At 28.8% G+C, this 4820-nt stretch carries 3 protein-coding genes; all 3 read left to right on the forward strand.

The annotated features are described in order from the left end of the window. Positions 1–232: 232 nt before the first annotated feature. From OFO01_RS08860 to OFO01_RS08870, 3 genes are read left to right on the forward strand one after another with little or no spacing between them, the layout of a single operon-like run. On the forward strand, positions 233–1093 hold the full coding sequence (locus OFO01_RS08860) for a DNA adenine methylase (protein WP_270859992.1): 861 nt from the start codon (positions 233–235) through the stop codon (positions 1091–1093). Next, positions 1094–3271: an ATP-binding protein gene (locus OFO01_RS08865; RefSeq protein ID WP_270859991.1), complete on the forward strand. Its 2178-nt coding sequence runs from the start codon at positions 1094–1096 to the stop codon at positions 3269–3271. It begins immediately after the preceding gene. Next, on the forward strand, positions 3261–4658 hold the full coding sequence (locus OFO01_RS08870; protein WP_270859990.1) for a hypothetical protein: 1398 nt from the start codon (positions 3261–3263) through the stop codon (positions 4656–4658). The genes OFO01_RS08865 and OFO01_RS08870 overlap by 11 nt, the downstream gene beginning before the upstream one ends. The last annotated feature ends 162 nt before the right edge of the window (positions 4659–4820 follow it).

A 4820-nucleotide genomic window follows, 5' to 3' on the forward strand; every position in this document is an offset into this window, starting at 1 on the left:
CTCATCATGGCTGATGATACTCTCCGTTACTCGGATGTCGGGAAAGTAGGTCGTTGCGGACTTTGTTTTTATTCTTTATGCTTTTTTAAATCAATTAAAATTTGTTATTTGACTTGTATATTTGGTTTTATTAGAATTTTTTATTTTTTTAGTATTATAAAACTTTTATTTTAAGGTGATTCTTTTTGTTATTTTATTATAATTCGTAGATTTTATGGTTTAAAGGTTATTTTTGAGAAATATCTCTCCGTTGCGTTATCCCGGTGGTAAAAGTATATTAAAATTTTGGATGAAGGATTTGCTGATAGGCAATAATCTTAGCAATGGATTATATATAGAGCCGTATGCTGGTGGTGCAGGGCTTGCTTTATTTTTATTAGCTAATAAATTTGTTAAAAAAATATTACTAAATGATGCTGATTTAGCGATATATAGCATATGGTATTCTATATTAAATGATAGCGATAAGTTTATATGTAAAATTATAAAAACTGATATAAATTTAAAAGAGTGGTATAAGCAAAAAGAAATTATTAGATTTAAAAATGATACTAATTTGACAAATTTTGATATTGGTTTTGCTGCTTTTTTCTTAAATAGAACCAATGTTTCAGGGATAATAAATGGCGGACCAATCGGCGGTATCAAACAAAATAGTAAATATAAAATTGATTGCAGATTTAATAAGATAGATTTGATAAAAAGAGTAGAATTTATTGCTTCTATGAAAAATAATATAGAAATATCGAATTTAGATGCCGTTGAATTTATAAAAAAAACTAAATTCCCTAAAAAATCTTTGATCTATTTTGATCCGCCTTACTATAAAAAAGGCTCACAATTATATAGGAATTTTTATATCCACGAAGATCATAAAAAGCTATGTGATGTTATAAGAAATATTGAAATTCCATGGCTATTGACATATGATAATTGCCAAGAAATTTTGGATTTATACAAAAATTATGATAATTTTAAATTTTCACTTAGATATTCTGCAAGTTTAGTTAAAAAAACAACAGGAAATGAATTGATGTTTTATGGTAACATAAAAAATATCAGCGAGCCAGTTATTATTTTACAAGGAGTATAAATGAAAGATTTGCTTAAAACAAAGCATATTTTAGCTAGGATGATACAAGAACCAGAAATAAATTTTATAGGAAATGTTTTTAAATTAAGTTACGAAAGTGCTAAAATTTTAACTAACGATGCATATAAAGAAAGAGTAAAAGGTATTCCGCTAAATAGTTTTTTAATCGGAGCTACTTTCGATCCAAATAATTTTGATAGAGCTAATGAAAGCGAAAAAGTTGTTTTTCTTTTTAGGATGAATGGACCTTGTGATATACCAGGCGATGATGATAAAATTCGCACGATTATAGAACATTATCAAAGTCAATCTGAAATTTATAGTGAAGATAAAAATGATGGAATAGAGCCCATAACACACTCGTGGTTACAATTTGGCGGACTCGAATGCGAAGTTATTGGTTCGTTTTATATGGGTGGTGCAGATGGAAATCAACTTGTATTTGGGGCCGATATTGAAGATTTCCAGTCAATGGCAAATATAAAAGTATATAAACCAATAACAAAAGTTTTAGACTACATAGTAAATTATATAGATCCAAACAAAAAACAAAAGATGAAACAAGATTGCGCAAAAATGGGTTTTGTAAATGTTCCAGAAGCATTTGAAATAGGAAATTTACGATATACATCTACAAATAGATTGCAAAAAATGAATAAAGAATTCGAAGTAGTAGTAAGAGTTTATCCAGCAGATTTTTTAGCTAGAAGAACTGCTGTTTTTGGTATGACTAGAACTGGTAAATCAAACACGGTTAAAACTACCATTTCAGCTGTTTCTTTGGCGGCAAAAAGAGCACAAATAAGAGTAGGGCAATTAATTTTTGATATGAACGGCGAATACGCAAATGCAAACGGACAAGATGACGGCTCATCTATAAATGATGTGTTTTATGATAACACCATAAGATATCGCGGTATGAAAACACCTAAATTTTATGATTTAAGGGATAATTTTTATGAGTCTTTGGAAAATGGACTTGAAATAATAAAAAGAGTATTAGAACAAAGAGATGGTTTGTCGGATTCTTTTTTGAAATTTCTTTCTTTGGAATTAAGTAATAAAGCGCCGCAAGACAGATCCGCAAAAACCAAATGGGAAAAGTCCGTTGCTATTTATAAAATGTTGCTTTTAGAAATGGGTTTTGAAACAAATATTCAATTAAATTTTAAATTTACTATTGGTGAAGACATATATGAAGCATTATATAATGCATTAAAAAATACTGATAAATTTAAAAATGAAGATATTTCAAATTTAACAAATAAAAATTCAAGAGTAGGATTTATGAAATCAAAATTTGGTGATCCTAGTATGGGTATGGATGAGATTAAATTTAAAGATTTTTTAATGATGATTAGAGAAGCTAATATTGTAGCAAAAAACAGACAAAATGAAATAAGAACAAATAGCGGAAAGCCGTGGCTTAGTGGGGCAGATGAGGGAATGTTAAATTTGATAGCTGGAAAAAACGATAAAGGAACGCCTATAAATACAAAATCTTATTTTAAAGATGCTTTTGCTTATCATTCGCCAAGCGGCAATAAAAACATACGAGAAGAAATTTTTAATCATTTAAAAGATGGCAGAATTGTGATTTTGGACCTTTCTGTCGGACTTCAAAGTGTGAAAACAAATATGTCTGAAAAAATCGCTTGGTATATTTTAAACAAAAATATCGAGATAGTAAATAATAACGAACCGCCACTGCAATGTGTTTTATATGTGGAAGAGGCACATAATTTAATAGGCAAAACCAATAAACTAGATGAAACATGGCCGCGAATAGCAAAAGAAGGAGCTAAATTTGGTATAGCATTGGTTTATGCTACACAGGAGCCATCATCTGTGCATCCAAATATTTTGGCGAATACTGAAAATTTATTTGTAACGCATTTAAATAACGATGATGAAATAAAGGCTTTATCAAAATATTATGATTTTAAAAGTTTTGCAAACTCTATAAAAAAAGCCCAGGATGTAGGTTTTGCTAGGATAAAAACACTTTCATCAAACTATGTTGTGCCTACTCAAATTAAACTTTTTGATCCAAAAAAATTAAAAGAAGAGTATGAAAAATTACCAAATCCAATGTGGTTTAGCAAAGCATTGACACCGGAAGATAAAATGGAGCAAAAAAATACAAACGAAAAAGGATTATTTAGCGATGCCATTTAAAGGTGAATATGCTTCTAAAATAGCACATAATGACATAATTAAAAATCCAGATATTATTAAATTTTTAGAAGAATGTCCGGAAATTCCGCGTCCGGAAGTAAAAGAGTTAGAAGAATTTACAAATTCGCAACAAAATAGTGAAATTTTTCAAAATTGCAAAGAACTAGAACTACCAAAATTTATTCTTTCTTTTGATGGTTCGCATTATGAAGCGAATGCGGATGCTAGATATCCAAGTAGAAAAGTTGGATATATTAAAATAAGTGGCATTGTGTTGGAAATGGATAAATATAATAAATTATCTAGCGATAGCGCAAAATATATCAATCCTATGGAAGTAGAAAAATTAAAAGAAAATACCAGTTGTCTAGCTTTTGCATTGCCGGGCGCATATACGCAAAAATTAGGCGATAACTCTGCATTAGAAAGTTTTAGACGAACTGTTTTTGAAAATTTTAGAAGCGAACAAAGCAAGTTGGGCGATAAAAATTTGTATGATAGACTTTTTGAACTTTGTTTGGAAATAGACAAAGCTTTTTTGCAAGGTCATAATAAATTTTTTAAATTTGATAAATGCCCAAATAAAAGTTGTGGTGTAAATGATGAATATTTAGTGCCTTTTGATGATGGTTTTACGATTTGCCCTCATTGTAATAATAAAATTTTTGCAACCGATGTTTTGAGGGTTCATGAAACTTTTAGTAATATGGGCGAAAATGTTGGCGTGTTTTCTCGACTTAGAAACATTTTAGAACATTTTGTTTTATATCACTACATAAGGCATATTTATGAAAATGATTTAAATTTATTTGCAGAAATCGGCGTTTTGTTTGATGGACCGCTTGCAATTTACGGCGAGGGAGCAAAATTTCATAGTGCTATTATGAAATCATACGGAAAAATGCGAGAAGAATGTGCCAAAAGGGGTTTAAAATTTCCATTAATTTTAGGGCTTATAAAAACAGGTAGAGTTGTTGAGCATTTTATGCAAATTAAAAACATACTCCCAGCCAAGACCCTTTTTGCAATTAATGATAAATATAGATATACCTTTATAAATGAACAAGACGATAAAGGAAATAAAAATTTTGGCTCAGAAACTTATTACGGTCAAGATTTTTTGATAAAAATTGCTGAGAATAAACAATTTGTGGTCTGTGTTTTGTATCCATTTAAGGATAAAACTGGTAATTTTCATGAGGAAAAAATCAAAATAAAACATTACGATAATTTAAATTTGATTATTAAATGTTTAATAACTTTTGGAACAGAAATGTATGAAAATGGATTAATTCCGATTAGTTTGGCTCATAAACATGCATCTATTAGCTTGAAGCCTGGTGGAAAAATGCTTGATATTTTTTCTAGAAAATATTTTAATAAATAAAATTTAAGGTGGATTTTTATTTATTTCAATTAATAATGAAAAAAATTTTTGGTTATGAGTTATAAATTATTAAATTTTAAGTGGCTTAAATTTAGAATTATTTCTCAAATCAATTAAAGGAGAAAAAATGAAAATCTTTAAAATCCTATCAACAACCGCAAT

This window comes from Campylobacter sp. JMF_01 NE2 (assembly GCF_027737365.1).
GTDB lineage: Bacteria > Campylobacterota > Campylobacteria > Campylobacterales > Campylobacteraceae > Campylobacter_B.

Excerpts from the sequence above, each read along its gene's own strand:
- OFO01_RS08865 (WP_270859991.1), top strand. The coding sequence starts at position 1,094 with ATGAAAGATTTGCTTAAAACAAAGCATATTTTAGCTAGGATGATACAA.
- OFO01_RS08870 (WP_270859990.1), top strand. The coding sequence starts at position 3,261 with ATGCCATTTAAAGGTGAATATGCTTCTAAAATAGCACATAATGACATA.